Below are 14,651 nucleotides of genomic sequence, written 5' to 3' on the forward strand. Positions count from 1 at the left end.
CCGCCCACACTAGGGGCGGCCCGCCCGCAGGAGAAGCGCTGGGCGTCGCCGCCGTCAGGAGTATGCATGCCGCTCATCGTCCAGCCCGTTCCCGCGGACCACCCGTATGTACGGCACCTGCTCCCCCTCCCGGACTCCTCTCCCGACGGCGAGCGTGACGCCGCTGCGGGCCCGTCCGGCCCCCACGGAGCCGGGTCCGGGGGTGATGCGACGGCCACGTCAGTGGAGCACCTGCCCGACCCGGAGGTCCCCGGAGCGGAACCGGGCGTGTGGTGGCCGCCGTCCGCCCTGACCCCGGAGTGGATCCGCGAGCACCGCCCGGACGTGCTGCACGTGCACTTCGGCTTCGAGCACTTCACCCCGGCTCAGCTGCAGGCGGCCATGGATGCCGCCGATGACGTCGGCACAGCCGTGCTGGTCACCGTCCATGACCTGGAGAACCCCCACCTGCCGGAGTCCGAGCAGCCCGCGCACCGGGTTCGGCTGGCCGTGCTGCTGGCCGCCGCGGACGAGGTGGTGACGCTCTCCACCGGGGCCGCGGAGGCTGTGCGGAAGGACTACGGGCGTGAAGCCATCGTGATCCCGCACCCGCACGTGCTGCCGCTGGACCGGGAGGACGAGGACGCCGCGGGCGAGGGTCCCGGTCCCGGCGAGGAGCTCCTGGTGCTGGTGCATGCCAAGGACCTGCGCGCCTCCGTGGACCCGGAGCCGCTGCTGCCTGCCGTCGCGGAGGGGGTGCGACGGCTGCGGGCGCAGGGCCGTCCGGCACAGGCGGTGTTGGAGATGCAGGAGACCACCCAGGACCCGGTGCGGGCAGACCGGCTGCGGGCCTCGGCGGAGGAGCTCGGGATCCGGGTGTGGGAGCACCCGCGACTGGACGACGCCTCCCTCCACGCCCTGCTGCGGCGGGCCGCCGTGTCCGTGTTGCCCTACGTGCGGGGCACGCACTCGGGCTGGGTGGAGATGTGCCGGGACCTGGGGACGCCGGTGGTGGTGACGGACGTCGGTGCGATCGCCTCCCAGGTGGCGGACACGCCCCTGCCGGGCGAACAGGCGTCGGAGGCGGGCCGCCCCGGGGAGGGGGTGGCCGTCGTCGGGATGCAGGACCCGGCCGCCGCAGCGGAGGCGATCCGGCGCATGGCTCTGAGCCCCCGGAAGCCGGCACCGCCGCTGTGGCGCCGGACGCAGCGGGCCCAGGTGGCGTCCTCCCACGCCGCAGCCTGTGCGCGGGCGGTCCGCACTGCGCGGCGGCAGCACGCGGAGCGTGTGGCCGTCCTGGTGATCACCGGGGACCGGGACACCCACCTGGCCCGGGTACTGCAGGCACTGGAACGGCAGACGCGCCGGCCGGATGAGGTTGTGGTGGTGTTCATGGGCCAGCCTGACGGGCAGGTGCCGGAGACGGACCTGCCGGTGACTGTGGGGCACGTGGCCGCCGACGGGCACCTGCCGCTGGCCGCCGCACGCAACCGTGCCGCCGCGCTCGCATCGGCCGAGATCCTCGTGTTCCTGGATGTGGACTGCCTCCCCGCGGACGGCACCGTGGAGCAGCTGGCCGCGGAGGTGGCCGCCCACCCGCACGCGATGGTGATGGGCACGCCGCGGTACCTGCTGCCGGACTGGCGCGAGCGGACCGGTCTCGCGGAGGCCGCCCTGCCCGAGGACGCGGCCCTGCGCGCGGCGTCCGTGCCGCACGGCGCCCGGGCACACCTGCCGGCCGGGGACTCCGAACAGTGGCACATGGTGTGGACGCTCGTGCTGGCGATGCGGCGCAGCCTCCTGCAGGCGATCGGCGGCCTGGACGAGGGCTACGTCGGCTATGGCGCCGAGGACACGGACCTGGCCTTCCGCGCCCGTGACGCCGGGATGGGCCTGCGCTTCCATCCGGCCGAGGTGTTCCACCAGCACCACGGCGTGCACCGTCCTCCGCTGAACCACCTCGAGGACATCCTGGTCAACGCCCGGCGTTTCCGTGCCGTGCACGGCCTCTGGCCCATGGAGGGCTGGCTGCGCGAGTTCGCCGCGGCCGGGCTCGTCGACTGGGACGAGGACGGCGGGCGGCTCGAGCTGCGGCGCCGTCCGACCGAACAGGAGCTCGCCGCCGCGAAGGTGGCGGACGCCGCCTACTGACGCGGAGGCCGGAGGTCAGCGCGGCCGCCGCCCGGCGGTCAGCGCGGCTGCCGCCCGGCGATCGTGCGCTCCACGGCCCGTTCCCACAGGTCGGCGTACTCGTCCGGCGGGGTGAGCAGGGCGGCAGCCAGACGGTCCGCGGAGCCCGGGTCCTCGGCCGCGGCCTGCACAGCGCCGGCCCAGTCGGTCACCGGGTCCTCCCAGACGGCCCAGGGCACCCCGGCGCAGCGGCGGGCGGCCTCGGCGAATCGGTGCTGTTCCGCGAAGGGGCGCGGTTCCGGGGCCATCACCACGGGTCGTCCGGAGGCGACCGCCTCCACGGTGCCGCCGTGGCCTGCGGAGACCACCACGAGGTCTGCGGCGGCGAGGACCCCGGGGACGTCCTCGGCCCACCCGTGGAGCACGAGGTTCGCGGGAAGTCCGCCCTCCCCCGCACGCGCCGGGGCGGTCCCGTCGGTGGCCCTGTGGGCGCTCGCATTCCTCTCCGTCTTCCTCTCCGTCGCCCCGGCGGAGAGGGAGGCGGGGGCCTCCTGCTGTCCCTGTCCGCGCACCGGCCCGTGCACGTGCCAGACCGCCTGCGGGACCGCCTCCGCCGCACGTCGGAGCGCGTCCACGGCCACGCCCCCGCCTCCGGTGGCGGTGAGCACGGCGATGTGCGCTCCCCGGAGGCCGGCCGGGGGCGTCGAGGCCCTCCGCTCGAGCCGCCCCGTCAGATCCGCCGAGCCGAGGAAGGTCGTCCGGTCCCCGTGCTCGGCCCGCCACCGCGGGTCCTCGAGTTCGGCACGGTAGTGGGCGAACAGGTGGTCGGCCTCGGCGTAGACGATCCGGTGGGCCGCGTCCGTCCGGTCCCCGTGCATGCGGCGGTGTGCCACGGGGTAGCCGGCCAGGCGCAGGAACAGCGCGGCCTCCACGGACACGTCCACCACGGCGGCCTCGGCGCCGGTCCTGCGGGCGGCGTCGAAGAGCGCGGCGAACCGGTCTCGGATCGCCGGGCCGGTGGGTGTGTGGTGCAGCGGCGACCCGGTGGGCTGGACGTGACCGTCCACGAGGTCCGAGGGCAGGGGCAGCACGGCCGGGCGGGGCACCCGCGCGGTGGCAGCGGCCCGGCCGACCACCTCCGCCGCGCGCGCGTGCGCCGAGACCACGGTGAGGTCGAACCGTCCCGTGCCGGCTGCCGCGGCCGCATGCTGCAGGTGTCCGGAACCGTGCTGGTGCGCGTAGTAGAGGACGCGCCTCACACCGTGCCCCACGGACGCTCTGGGCTGCAGCGGTGCGCCTGTCCTGTCCGGTTCGACGTCGGGCCGTTCGGCCCCGGCCCCAGGCCCGGCCCCGGCCCCGGCCCCGGCCCACGGTCCGCCGAAGACGTGCTGCGCTGGATCGCCTGACGGAGCAGGGCGTCGTAGGACTCGGCCATGGCGGCGGCGCTGAAGGTCTGTCCCCATGCCCGGGTGGCGGTGCGGCTGCGTGTCCGGGCGGTGTGCACGGCGGCGGTGAGTGCGGCGGCGGTGTGGTGCTCGGCCAGCGCCCCGGCCTGCGGCGCCACCACCTCGGCCATGGCGCCGGTCAGCACGGCCGCCACCGGGGTGCCGACGGCCATGGCTTCCACGGCGGTCAGCCCGAACGGCTCGGCCCACAGCGGGGTGACGAGGCAGACCTCGCCCTCCCCCATCAGCGCGGCGACCTCCGCGTGGTCCAGGTGCCCGCGGTGCACCGTGTCCTCCCCGAGCAGCGGCAAGACCATGCGCTCCACGTAGTCGTGGTCTGCGATCGGCCCGGCGAAGTGCAGCTCCATCCCGGCCCCGCGCGCGGCCTCGATGGCCATGTGCAGGCCCTTCTCCTCGGTGATGCGGCCGACCCACACGGCGCGGCCGGGGACCGGTTCGGAGCCGGACTGCCACAGCTCGGTCTCGATGCCGTTGTGGACCACGTCGATCCCCGGGATCCAGTGGGACCAGGTGGCGGCGTTCGCCGCGGACACCGAGGCCCAGCGGTGGAGCGGAGACGGCCGCCAGCCCGGGCGGCCCAGGACTGCCAGCACCCGGGGCAGAGTCGCCGGGGTGTGGAGGACCGTCAGCATCGGCAGTTCCTCCAGGAGCTGCAGCGGCACCGGGGAGAGCGAGTTGTTCAGCACGGCGTCGAATCCGCCGCCGAGGACCTGCTGGCAGGCGGCGGTCAGCGCGGCGTCCATGACGTCGTCCGACGGCGGCGTCCACGGCTCGGCAGACCACCAGCGCGTGCCGTTCACCGGGGTCTGGCACTGCTCCTGCACGCCGTCCGCCTCAGGCGCCGGCCGCGGACCGGGCAGGACAGGCAACGTCGGTACCACGGTCACCGACCCTGCCCGAGGCCCGACGTCCCGGGCCTCCAGATCGCTGCCTTCCCGGGCGAAGACCGTGACATCGTGACCGAGCCGCGCCAGGTGGCGGACCGTGAGCGCGGTATGTGCCTCCAGCCCACCGTCGAACGGGGGACGCAGGGGATGGCGCGGATGCGCGAGCAGTGCAAGACGCACGGTGCCTCCTCAGGAAGGGCGATTCGCCGCACACCGGGTGGGCCTGCATGACGCAGCGGGTCCAGGGGTGCACCTGGACTGCCCCCGACGGGAACGGCGAAGCGCGGATAGAACCTGACTGTATGCCATGGGGCGCCTTCGACCGTTCGAGTCCCTCTGCCACGCCTGTGAGCAGTCCTGCGCACAGCCCGTCACCCTGCACCGATGCGTCCTGCGCACAGAAGAAAAAGGGCCGGAATCTCAACGATTCCGGCCCTTATCCAGCTGTGGAGCTAAGGGGAATTGAACCCCTGACCTCGTCATTGCGAACGACGCGCTCTACCAACTGAGCTATAGCCCCGTGCTCACTTACCTTGCGAGAGGCACCCGTGAAGCATACTCCCGTTCGCGCCCGGCCACCAATCCGCGCTGCAGCCGGCGTCCGACGGCCACGGCGAGCACCACGCCCACCACGTCCGAGACGATGTCCCAGAGGTCTCCCGAGCGCTGCCGCACGAACGTCGCCTGCGCCCACTCGCTGACCGGGGCGTGCACCAGGAACGGCACGGACCACCAGGCGCTGCGTCCCAACACCACGGCCGCCAGCGTCGGCGCCGCGAACACCGCCACGTGGATGAGCTTGTCCAGGAAGGGGATCTCGAACCCTTGCGCGGGCAGGCCCTCCCCCGGCAGATAGAGGACCACCAGGTGCGCCGCCACGGCGAGCACGAGCAGCACGGCCCACGCCCAGGCCGGCAGCAGGGGGCGTCGTCCGTGCGGCCCGCCGCCGTCTGCCGTCGGCCGGGCACGACGGCGGCCACCTCCTGCTCGTTCCGGGTGCGCTCCAGGCATGCAGACCAGCATACGAAGCCCCGTACCCCACCACCGCCAGGTGAACGCTCCCTGACTTCCTGGTGGAAACTCACAGTCGATCCATGACATGGTCATCTGCGGACCCGGCACGTGCGTGCGCCCCTGCCGCACGCTGTCCCGGGTCCGTTGTCCTGTGTCCACACTGACGAAAGGAACCTGCATGCCGCCCGCTTCGGACGGAGCAACACTGACCACCCTCGGCGTCGTCGGCGTCGTCGTCCTCCTGCTCGTCTTCTACGGCGGCACCATGTGGATGTCGGTCGCGATCTCCCGGCGCAAGGAGAACGCAGACTCCTACATGACCGCCGGCAACAAGATCGGCTTCGGCATCTCCGCCGCCTCCATGACCGCCACCTGGATCTGGGCGTCCTCCATGTACGCCTCCGCCTCGGCCGGCTACACCTACGGCATCTCCGGCCCCATCCACTACGGCCTGTGGGGCGCGCTGATGATCCTGTTCATCTACCCGTTCGGCAAGCGCATCCGCTCCGTCGCACCGCGCGCCCACACCCTGGCCGAGGTCATGTACGCCCGCCACGGCCGCTCCTCCCAGCTGATGCTCGCCGGCTCCAACGTGCTCGGCTCGGTCATCTCCCTGACCTCGAACTTCATCGCCGGCGGTGCGCTGATCGCCATCCTGTCCCCGCTGCCGTTCGGCGCGGGCATCCTGATCGTGGCGGCCGGCGTCCTGCTCTACACCCTGTGGTCCGGCTTCCGCGCCTCCGTGCTGACGGACTTCGCACAGGTCATGGCGATGCTCGGGGCCTGCGTGGTCATCATCCCGGCCGTGTTCTTCGCCGCCGGCGGACCGGCCATGTTCGAGGCCGGCGTCGCCGCAGGCAACGTGACCGCCGAGCAGCAGGACTTCTTCTCCTCCGAGGCGTTCATGAAGCAGGGCGCGCCGTACATCGCCGCCGTGCTCGCCTACGCGATCGGCAACCAGACCATCGCCCAGCGCCTCTTCGCCGTGCGCGAGGACCTGATCAAGCCGACCTTCGTCACCGCCACCATCGGCTACGGCGGCTCGGTGATCGGCATCGGCATGCTCGGCGTCATGGCGCTCTACCTCGGCATCACCCCCATGGACGGGGACGTGAACAACCTCATCCCGCAGATCGTCGCCGAGTACCTGCCGCTGGCCGTCGTCGCCCTGGCGTTCCTGATGATCATCGGCTCGTTGTCCTCCACCGCGGACTCGGACCTGTCCGCCCTGTCGTCGATCGTCATGGCGGACATCTACGGGCAGTCCAAGGGACGCGGCAACGCGGACCCGAAGACCATGCTGCTGATCGGCCGCATCACCATGATCGTGGCCACCGCGGCCGCCCTGTACTTCGCCACCGCGAAGTTCAACATCCTGGACCTGCTGGTGTTCGTCGGCGCCCTCTGGGGCTGCCTGGTGTTCCCGGTGATCGCCTCCTTCTACTGGAAGAAGGTCACCAACGCCGCGTTCACCGTCTCCGTGCTGGCGGCCCTCGCCGTGTTCCTGCCGGTCCGCTTCGGCTGGTTCCCGGTGGACGGGCTGTGGGGCATCGTGGTGGAGGCGCTCTGCGTGATCGGCGTGGGTGTGGTCCTGGGCATCATGGCGTTCGGCTTCTTCGGCCCGACCGCCGGCAAGGTCGTGGGCATCGCCGCCTCCGTGGCCATGTGCTTCGTGGCCTTCGGGTTCCTGCGTGACTACCTCGAGCTCTCCGGCGCGCTGGTGGCGTACGCGGTGTCCTTCCTGGTCTGCTACCTGATGTCGTTCCGCTCCACGCAGGAGTTCGACTTCGATCGCATCAAGCAGGTCACCGGCGACTTCGACGACCGCGACCTTGCGGCCACCGCCGACGAGAAGCAGACCGCCGCCGCCCGCTGAGCACACCGACCGACAACAGAGAGGCAGCTGACATGACCGTCGCCCTGACCGTGTACGTCCTGATGTGGCCCGTGATCGTCTTCGGCGTGCTCGCCGTGATCGCCGGCAACTTCTTCAAGGAGATGCGCGAGGCCCGCAGGCAGGGCCGCCCGATGATCTGACCGGTTCCGGACGGACCGTCCTCCGCGCACCCTGCGCACACAGCACGGCGGGGACGAGGCACAATCGCCTCGTCCCCGCCGTCGTGTCTGCCTCAGCGCCTCAGCGCCTCAACCGAGCAGGATCACATCCAGCCGGCGCGGCCCGTGCACGCCCTCCACACGCTCCAGCTCGATGTCACTGGTGGCGGAGGGACCGGAGATCATCGTGATCGGCGCGGTCGGCTCGAGCCGCTCCAACGCCTCCGGGATCAGCTCCACCACGGACTCCAGCGGCACCACGCAGATGTGGTGGTCCGGCACCAGGGAGATCGCCCGGCGGCCCTCGTCGGGGCGGCCGGAGAGGAAGATCGTGCCGGTCTCGGAGCAAGAGACGGTCGAGCTCGTCACCACGGCGGAGACCTCGTTGAGCTCCCGCGTGCTCAGCACGCGCCGCTCCTCACCGGCGTCTGCGGACCCGACCGCCGGCTCGGTGAGCCGGCGGGCCTCGGGTGCGCCGCCGTCGTCGGGAAGCCAGGAGGCCTCCAGCCCGGAGGGGACCACGTAGGAGGAGGCGTCGGTCAGCAGCTCGCCCACGCGGGCGGCGACGGTCTCGGCGGTCTCCCGGTAGACGTTGGCCCGGTAGTCCTCGAGGCGGTCCACGAGCTGCTCGACCACCTGCTCACGGCTCGCCTCGGAGACGCGGCGGTAGTCGCGCTCCACCGTATCCGGCTGCGGCCGGTCCGCCAGTGCGGTGCGGATGCGGCCGAGGATCTCGTCCTTCGCGGTGTTCATGCCTGCTCCTCCTCGGAGGTCGTGGTCTGCTCGGCATCCTGCTGACCGCTCCCGCTACGGTTCCTCTTCCACCAGTGGCGGAAGGACTCCTGGGGCGGGGCGGGCACGTCGCGCTGGTCCGTCCAGCCGCCGGCAATGCCCGGCAGCCAGCCGAGCTTCGCGTCCTTGCCGGCGAGCAGGCGTCCCACCGGCAGGCCCCGCTCGGCCAGGCTCATCAGGGAGCCGGAGGACATGACCGTGGAGGCGCCCTTCATCATCAGGTCCATCTGGGACGGCACCGGGACCTTCTTCTCCGCCTTCTTCCGGGCGTGGGTGGCCTGGACGTCCTGGTCGCGCAGGTGCACCAGGATAGACGGGATGTCGATGGCCACCGGGCAGACGTCGTAGCAGGCGCCGCAGAGGCTGGACGCGTAGGGCAGGGTGCCGTTGGCCCCGTCCTCCACGCCGGTGAGCTGCGGGGAGAGGATCGCGCCGATCGGGCCCGGATACACGGAGCCGTAGGCGTGGCCGCCGGTCTGCTCGTACACCGGGCACACGTTCATGCAGGCCGAGCAGCGGATGCAGTGCAGGGCCGAGCGGCCGGCCGGGTCGGAGAGCACCGCAGAACGGCCGTTGTCCAGCAGCACCAGGTGGAACTCCTGCGGGCCGTCGCCGGGCGTGACGCCCGTCCACATGGAGGTGTACGGGTTCATACGCTCGCCCGTGGAGGAGCGCGGCAGCAGCTGCAGGAAGACCTCGAGGTCCTGGAAGGTCGGCACCAGCTTCTCGATGCCCATCACCGTGATCAGCGTCTCCGGCAGGGTCAGGCACATGCGGCCGTTGCCCTCGGACTCCACCACGGACAGCGTGCCGGTCTCGGCCACGCCGAAGTTCGCGCCGGAGATCGCCACGGATGAGCGCAGGAACCGCTCGCGCAGATGCCGCCGGGCGGCCTCGGCCAGGTCCTTCGGCTCGGAGGTCAGGGACTCGTCCGTCTCCTCCATCTCCCGCACGAAGATGTCCCGGATCTCGTTCCTGTTCTTGTGGATGGCCGGGACGAGGATGTGCGAGGGCTTGTCATGCCCCAGCTGGACGATCAGCTCCGCGAGGTCCGTCTCGGTGGCGGCGATGCCCTCGGCGTTCAGCGCCTCCTCGAGCCCGATCTCCTGGGTGGCCATGGACTTGACCTTGATGACCTCGTCCACGCCCTTGGCCTTGACCAGCTCGGTGACGATCCGGTTGGCCTCCTCGGCGTCCCGGGCCCAGTGGACCACGCCGCCGCGGGCGGTGACATTGGCCTCCAGCTGCTCGAGCAGCGCGGGCAGGTCCGCCATCACCTGCTGCTTCAGCGCCGACCCGGCGGCACGCAGCCGCTGCCAGTCCGGCAGCTCGTCCACCACTCTGGCCCGCTTGGCACGGATGGAGTGGGTGGCGTGGCGGATGTTCTTGCGCATCTGGGCGTTGCCCAGCTGCGTGCGGGCCGAGTCCGGGAAGGGCTCGTCCAGGGTGATGTGGCCGTGGCCGTATGCGGGACGGACGGTCGGCATGCCCAGGTCGGTGCGGCTCATCGGGAGACCTCCTCGGTGGTCGGCTGGGAGGCGGGCTGAGTGGCGGCGGCCGGTGCCGTCGTCGCGGTGTTAGCGGATTCCCGACGACGGACGGTCGCCTTCCCGCCCGGAATGGACAGTTCCAGCGGGCCGGAGACGTCCAGGGGCTCCTCACGGGTGGAGGCGAGGATCTCGGCCAGGTGGACGGTGCGCAGCGGGGTGCCGTCCGCGCCGGTGGAGCCCCGGCGGGACATGGCCCCGCCCAGGTGCATGAGGCAGGAGGCGTCCCCGCCAGAGCAGAGCGACGCCCCGGAGGCGGTGACGTTGGCGATCTTCGCCTCGGCCATGGCGCCGGAGACGTCCGCGTTCTTCAGGGCGAAGGTGCCGCCGAAGCCGCAGCACTCCTCCGCGTCCGGCAGCTCGTGGAAGTCGATGCCCCCGACGCTGCGCAGCAGGTCCTTCTGCCGGTCGCCGAGGCGCAGCAGGCGCATGCCGTGGCAGGAGGGGTGGTAGGTGACGGCGTGCGGGAACCAGGAGCCGAGCTGGGCGGCGGAGTCGGTCACGCCGAGCACGTCCGTGAGCAGCTGGGCGAGCTCGTAGGTGCGGGAGGCGACGGCCTCGGCGTCCTTGGCCAGGCCCTCGTCCCCGCCGCGGCGGGCGACCATCGGCTGCTGGTGGCCGAGCGAGGCGACGCAGGAGCCGGAGGGGGCCACCGCGAGGTCGTAGTCCGCCTCGGTGAAGGTCTTCACGTGATTGCGGACCACCGGCAGGGCGTCGGCCATGTAGCCGGAGTTCACGTGCATCTGGGCGCAGCACCCCTGGCCTGCAGGGAAGACGACCTCGTGGCCGAGGCGCTCGAGGATCTGCACGGTGGCGTGCGCGACCCGCGGGTACATCGCATCCACGATGCACGTGGCGAACAGGGCGATCTTCATGACGCTCCTCCATGGAGGCTGATGTGCGGGTTCGGTTCTCACGCGGAGGCCGGGCACGGCGGCGTGGCCGCTCCCCGGACCGTCCGGGAGCCCGGGGCGGTCCGCGGACCGGAGACCGACGACGCCACCCCGATGTGGTCAGACCATAGCGCGCGGTGACACGGGGCACAACACCTGAGGGGCAGGGCGGCGGAATCCCCCGCCCGGGACGAAGTAACGTCCGGACGGATCGTCCCGTGTGACGTCCGGCCGGATCGTTCCGCGTGACATCCGGCCGCCTGGTCCCGCGTGACCTCCGGCCGCCTGGTCCCGCGTGACCTCCGGCCGGATCATCCCGCGCTTGCCAACTGTGACCCGGGCCATATACATTCTGCGGTCAGACCACAGTGGTCAGTCCACAGCTATCCCGCCTGCCCGCACACCACCAGGAGTCACCGTGTCCACGTTCACCGCCACCACCGACGCCGTCGGCGGAAGCCTCGGGCTCTCGGCGCTGCTCGGCGCCGTCCCGCTGCTGACGTTCTTCCTGCTGCTGATCATCGTGAAGGCCAAGGCCTGGCAGGCCGGCATCGCCGCCCTCGTGGCCGCGCTCGCCGTCGCGATCCTCGGCTACGGCATGCCGGCGCCCCTGGCGCTGCTCTCCGCAAGCCAGGGCGCCGTGTTCGGCCTGTTCCCGATCGTCTGGATCGTGGTCATGGCGCTGTGGTTCTACCAGGTGACGGTGCTCTCCGGCCGCTTCGAGGACATGCGCGCGATCTTCGACTCGATCGGCGGCGGGGACATCCGCATCCAGGCCGTGCTGATCGCCTTCTGCTTCGGCGGCATGCTCGAGGCCCTCGCCGGCTTCGGCGCCCCCGTGGCCATCACCGCCACCATGATCCTGGCGCTCGGCCTGCCTCCGCTGAAGGCCGCCACCGTGGTGTTGATCGCCAACACCGCCCCGGTCGCCTTCGGCGCCGTCGGCACCCCCATCACCACCGCCGGCCAGCTCACCGGGATCGACGCCGCGCACATCGGCGCGATCGTCGGCCACCAGGCCCCGTTCGTGGCGATCTTCGTGCCCTTCCTGCTGGTCGCGCTGATCGACGGCCTGCACGGCGTGAAGGACACCTGGCCGGCTCTGCTGGTGATCGGCGGCGTCTTCGCGGCGGCCATCTGGTGGTCCTCCGCGCACTTCTCCTACGAGCTCACCGACGTGGTCGCCTCCCTGGCCGCCATGGCCGCCGCCGTGGTGCTACTGCGCTTCTGGCGTCCGAAGGGCGCGGCCGAGGCCTCTGCCCGCCTCGGCATCGAGCCGAGCACGACCTCCGCCCAGGAGCTCACCGGCCGCCGCATCTGGATGGCCGTGTTCCCGTACCTCGCCGTGGTGACCGTGTTCGGCATCGCCAAGCTCTGGACGCTGGGCGCGGACATCCCCGCGTTCCTCAAGTCCACCGACGCGACCATCCCGTGGCCCGGCCTGGACGGGCACTTGCTGGACGCCGCCGGCGAGCCGATCGGAGGCACCGTCTACTCCCTGCAGTGGCTGTCCTCCCCGGGCACCCTGCTGCTGATCACCGGTCTGATCGTGGCCGTGGTCTACACCGTGTGGAACGACGGCGGCTCCCGCCCCCTGTCCTTCGGCGACGCCCTCGCCGAGATCGGACGCTGCTTCTGGCGCATGCGCTTCTCCGCCCTGACCATCATGCTCGTGCTGTCCCTGGCCTACGTCATGAACTTCTCCGGCCAGACCCTGGCCATGGGCACCGCGATCGCCGGCGTCGGCGCCGCCTTCGCCTTCCTCTCCCCCGTGCTCGGCTGGCTCGGCACGGCGGTCACCGGCTCTGACACCTCCGCGAACGCTCTGTTCGCCACCCTGCAGCAGACCGCCGCCCACAATGCCGGCCTGGACCCGGCGCTCATGGTGGCCGCGAACACCTCCGGCGGCGTGGTCGGCAAAATGATCTCTCCGCAGTCCCTGGCGATCGCGGCCACCGCCGTGGGCATGGAGGGCCAGGAGTCCGCCGTGTTCCGCAAGGTGGTCGGCTGGTCGCTGCTGCTGCTGCTGGCCGTCTGCACCCTGGTGTTCCTGCAGTCGAACGTCCTGCACTGGCTGGTGCCGGCTCCGTGACCGACTCTCCCACTGCCCGCACCTCCGCCGTCGTCCTGGAGTGGCTGGAACAGGAGCTGCGCGCCGGCTCGATCAAGGTCGGGGACAAACTCCCCGGCGAGCGCGTCCTGGCCGAGCAGTTCGGCATCTCACGGCCCTCCGTCCGCGAGGCCGTGCGCGTCCTGGACGCCATGGGCCTGGTCCGCACCGCCGCCGGGTCCGGGCCGAGAGCCGGCGCGATCGTGATCTCCGAGCCCTCCGCCGCGCTGACGTGGGCGCTGCGCATGCACGTGGCCACCCAGGCGCTGCCCGTGGCGGACATCGTCTCCACCCGCCTGTTGCTGGAGACCGGCGCCGCCCGCCGCGCCCGCGGCCCGCACGGCAAGACCGGCGAGGAGGCTCAACAGATCCTGCACCGGGCCGGCGAGCTGCTGGACCGCATGGACTCCCCGGACCTGCCGGCCGAGGACTTCCACCATCTCGACGCCGAGTTCCACGTGCTGCTGTCCACGCTCGGGGGCAACGTGGTGGTGGAGACGATGATGAAGTCCCTGCGCGAGGCCACGGTCGGCTACGTGCAGGAGACCGTGGCCGGCCGCCGGGATTGGGACGAGGTGCGGGCCCGACTGCAGCAGCAGCACCGACAGATCCTGGCCTCCTACACCGCCGCGGACACCGAGGCGACCGTGGCCGCCCTGCGTGAGCACATCCTGTGGTTCTCCTCCCTGGCGCTGGAGGACGAGGAGCAGGACGCGATCGTGGAATGACCCCCGGCACGGCCTCAAGGTCGATCCCAGTGTCCGGGGACTGCGCGACAACGACCCTGTCACGTCCTTCCACGCCCATGGCACGAAAGGGGACGCACTCGGGGTTCGCCCATGGCACGGTCCGTGTGAGCTCGTCCGCGAAGTCCGCTGCCGCCTGCTGAAGGTCGTCAGTTCCCGGGTCAGGCGCCAAGGAGGTACTCCAGCGTCGAGAGGCGGTCGGAGAGAGCCTGCTCGTTCTCATCGAGCCGGTAGGCCTCCGCCTCACGGCGAAAGGCCTCGACACTGCCGTAGCGGCGTTCAAGCCTTGCCTTCAGCGTGGCCAACTGCTGGGTTGCCTCCTCGACAGAGAGCATTTCCGGCATGACTGCACCCATCGTGCTGTTCACCTCCTGTGCGGACCTCGGATCGGCTCCGACTCCACACCCACTCGACATGCTGGGCGTGAGGCTACGGACTGGTTCGGACAGGATAAGGCGCCTCATACGTCCGAGGCGAGCGGCCGTCGTCGGGAAACGGGCGCGGAGGCGGCCGCTCAGGCGAAGAAGTGGACGAGCGCGCCGAGGGTGACCATGGACGCGGCCAGGCAGGCGCAGGCGAACTCGATGAGCATGCCCAGGCCCATCGCCTTCAGCGCCCCCACGGAGGAGGACAGCGCGGCACGGACGTCCCTGCGGCGGGCCCACTCAGCGCCGAACAGGCCCGCGGCGAAGCCGACGAACAGGCCGACCACCGGGATCACGACCATGCCGATGACGCCGGCGACGATGCCGACGAGGATCGGGCCGCGCGGCACCCGCTCGCGGTACAGACGGCGCCCGGTGAGGACCGCCGAGGCGGAGGCCCCGGCGATCGCCAAGCCTGCGGCGATCAGGCCGAACGTCCACGAGGCGGTCGAACCGACGACCCAGGCCCAGGCCACCGCAGTGACCGCGGTCAGCACCGAGCCGGGCAGGATCGGGTAGACGGTGCCGAACGCCCCCACGGCGAGCAGCACGAGGGCGACGACGGTGGCGACGACGGCGAGCTCCATGGGGATCAGTATGCGCCAGC

General features: G+C 71.7%; 13 protein-coding genes and 1 tRNA gene. 5 read left to right on the forward strand and 9 right to left on the reverse strand.

Annotated elements, in window-relative coordinates; genetic code table 11:
• Window positions 1–66 precede the first annotated feature (66 nt).
• Window positions 67–2,130 (forward strand): glycosyltransferase, encoded by a 2,064-nt coding sequence (locus tag MLY01S_RS03990; protein ID WP_067189535.1) that lies wholly within the window; start codon window positions 67–69, stop codon window positions 2,128–2,130.
• Window positions 2,131–2,168: 38 nt separating this feature from the next.
• On the opposite strand, the gene MLY01S_RS03995 is transcribed toward MLY01S_RS03990, so the two are convergent.
• The 4 genes from MLY01S_RS03995 to MLY01S_RS04010 form a co-directional block, all read right to left on the reverse strand.
• A complete protein-coding gene (locus MLY01S_RS03995; protein WP_245232147.1) occupies window positions 2,169–3,368 on the reverse strand; it encodes a glycosyl transferase in 1,200 nt (399 codons plus the stop codon).
• Window positions 3,365–4,642, reverse strand: coding sequence for a glycosyltransferase (locus MLY01S_RS04000; RefSeq protein WP_082739657.1), 1,278 nt, complete (start codon window positions 4,640–4,642; stop codon window positions 3,365–3,367). The genes MLY01S_RS03995 and MLY01S_RS04000 overlap by 4 nt, the downstream gene beginning before the upstream one ends.
• A gap of 267 nt (window positions 4,643–4,909) precedes the next feature.
• Window positions 4,910–4,982: transfer RNA gene (locus tag MLY01S_RS04005), tRNA-Ala, on the reverse strand.
• Window positions 4,983–4,990: 8 nt separating this feature from the next.
• A complete protein-coding gene (locus MLY01S_RS04010; protein WP_135103318.1) occupies window positions 4,991–5,473 on the reverse strand; it encodes a VanZ family protein in 483 nt (160 codons plus the stop codon).
• Window positions 5,474–5,654: 181 nt separating this feature from the next.
• Here MLY01S_RS04010 and MLY01S_RS04015 point away from each other — a divergent pair, with 181 nt between their 5' ends.
• The gene (locus MLY01S_RS04015) at window positions 5,655–7,352 is read left to right on the forward strand and encodes a sodium:solute symporter family protein (protein ID WP_067189541.1); all 1,698 of its coding nucleotides are present in this window, start codon (window positions 5,655–5,657) and stop codon (window positions 7,350–7,352) included.
• A gap of 32 nt (window positions 7,353–7,384) precedes the next feature.
• The gene (locus MLY01S_RS12770) at window positions 7,385–7,513 is read left to right on the forward strand and encodes a putative transporter small subunit (protein WP_209279948.1); all 129 of its coding nucleotides are present in this window, start codon (window positions 7,385–7,387) and stop codon (window positions 7,511–7,513) included.
• Between the two features lie 108 nt (window positions 7,514–7,621).
• On the opposite strand, the gene MLY01S_RS04020 is transcribed toward MLY01S_RS12770, so the two are convergent.
• The 3 genes from MLY01S_RS04020 to MLY01S_RS04030 are packed head-to-tail and all read right to left on the reverse strand — an operon-like array spanning window position 7,622 to window position 10,745.
• On the reverse strand, window positions 7,622–8,284 hold the full coding sequence (locus MLY01S_RS04020; RefSeq protein WP_067189543.1) for a LutC/YkgG family protein: 663 nt from the start codon (window positions 8,282–8,284) through the stop codon (window positions 7,622–7,624).
• Window positions 8,281–9,831 carry a LutB/LldF family L-lactate oxidation iron-sulfur protein gene (locus MLY01S_RS04025; RefSeq protein WP_067189545.1) on the reverse strand — a complete coding sequence of 517 codons (1,551 nt, stop codon included), beginning with the start codon at window positions 9,829–9,831 and terminating at the stop codon, window positions 8,281–8,283. The genes MLY01S_RS04020 and MLY01S_RS04025 overlap by 4 nt, the downstream gene beginning before the upstream one ends.
• Window positions 9,828–10,745: a (Fe-S)-binding protein gene (locus MLY01S_RS04030; RefSeq protein WP_067189547.1), complete on the reverse strand. Its 918-nt coding sequence runs from the start codon at window positions 10,743–10,745 to the stop codon at window positions 9,828–9,830. Before MLY01S_RS04030 ends, MLY01S_RS04025 begins: the two co-directional genes overlap by 4 nt.
• Before the next feature lie 436 nt (window positions 10,746–11,181).
• Between MLY01S_RS04030 and MLY01S_RS04035 the strand changes: the two genes are divergently transcribed.
• Both MLY01S_RS04035 and MLY01S_RS04040 read left to right on the forward strand, forming a co-directional pair.
• The gene (locus tag MLY01S_RS04035) at window positions 11,182–12,855 is read left to right on the forward strand and encodes an L-lactate permease (protein WP_067189549.1); all 1,674 of its coding nucleotides are present in this window, start codon (window positions 11,182–11,184) and stop codon (window positions 12,853–12,855) included.
• On the forward strand, window positions 12,852–13,601 hold the full coding sequence (locus MLY01S_RS04040) for a FadR/GntR family transcriptional regulator (RefSeq protein WP_067189551.1): 750 nt from the start codon (window positions 12,852–12,854) through the stop codon (window positions 13,599–13,601). The genes MLY01S_RS04035 and MLY01S_RS04040 overlap by 4 nt, the downstream gene beginning before the upstream one ends.
• A 179-nt stretch (window positions 13,602–13,780) precedes the next feature.
• On the opposite strand, the gene MLY01S_RS04045 is transcribed toward MLY01S_RS04040, so the two are convergent.
• Together MLY01S_RS04045 and MLY01S_RS04050 are read right to left on the reverse strand one after the other, a co-directional pair.
• A complete protein-coding gene (locus MLY01S_RS04045; RefSeq protein WP_135103317.1) occupies window positions 13,781–13,987 on the reverse strand; it encodes a hypothetical protein in 207 nt (68 codons plus the stop codon).
• A gap of 146 nt (window positions 13,988–14,133) precedes the next feature.
• Window positions 14,134–14,631 carry a DUF456 domain-containing protein gene (locus MLY01S_RS04050; protein ID WP_067189555.1) on the reverse strand — a complete coding sequence of 166 codons (498 nt, stop codon included), beginning with the start codon at window positions 14,629–14,631 and terminating at the stop codon, window positions 14,134–14,136.
• Window positions 14,632–14,651 lie beyond the last annotated feature (20 nt).

Source organism: Micrococcus lylae NBRC 15355, assembly GCF_001570885.1.
Taxonomy (GTDB): domain Bacteria; phylum Actinomycetota; class Actinomycetes; order Actinomycetales; family Micrococcaceae; genus Micrococcus; species Micrococcus lylae.